Origin of the sequence: Pseudomonas entomophila (genome assembly GCF_029478665.1) — a bacterium.
Taxonomy (GTDB): domain Bacteria; phylum Pseudomonadota; class Gammaproteobacteria; order Pseudomonadales; family Pseudomonadaceae; genus Aquipseudomonas; species Aquipseudomonas entomophila_F.
This window is the reverse complement of the sequence record NZ_JARPQB010000123.1, coordinates 1-729: the sequence shown is the minus strand read 5'-3', so window position 1 is coordinate 729 and position 729 is coordinate 1. Positions and strand designations below refer to the sequence as shown.

1 pseudogene is annotated in these 729 nt (G+C 67.1%); it reads right to left on the bottom strand.

What is annotated here, in order from left to right:
- Positions 1 to 80: 80 nt before the first annotated feature.
- Positions 81 to 729, bottom strand: a pseudogene (locus P5705_RS26185) (transporter); the annotation flags it as partial.

The window sequence follows — 729 nt, the reverse complement described above, 5'->3', positions numbered from 1 at the left end:
CTGGCGCAGCAGCCAGGCGTTGACGGTGTGCCAGCGTTTGTCGGGTTTGGGGTTCCGGTCCATGGGGGCCTTTTGTCGAGTCAGGCGGAGGCTCCCGAAAGGTAGAGCAAAACCACGCCGGTTGCAGCCACGATGACGATGTTCAGCAGCACCAGGGCGAAGCCGAAGCGGATCAGCCCATGCTCCTCCTCTCGGTTGGCCCCGGCCAGCCCGATGATCAGCGACAGGATCGACAGCGAACCCAGCGCGCCGTGCCCCGCCGCGCTGTTGACCATGGCCGACAGCCAAGGGCCATGGGCAGCGGACAACGCCGCGATCGAGGGCATCACCAGCGTGTTACCGCCGACATTGGAGCCGGTGACATAGCCGGCCAGCCCCGCCAGCAGCGAGACTGTCGAGGCCAGCGACACGCCGGACAGCGCTTGCAACGCCCGCTGCGCCTCGACCAGAAAGCCGGCCTTGACCATCACCTGGGAGAGCAACAGGAACAGGAAGATCGTCGCCACCGGAAACCGCGCTCGGGTGACCAGCGCCCGCCACGGGAAGCCCGAGCCTTGGCGCCCGACCATCATCAGCACCACCAGCAACAAAGCCAGCCCCGGCGAAGCCAGCGGCTTCCATGACACATTGGCACCGTGCACCACCCATAGCCCGTCCCACCCGGACAGCAGGAACAGCCCCCGCGACGCGATGATCACCGCCAGCAGTGCCAGGTACGGCCACGCTGCC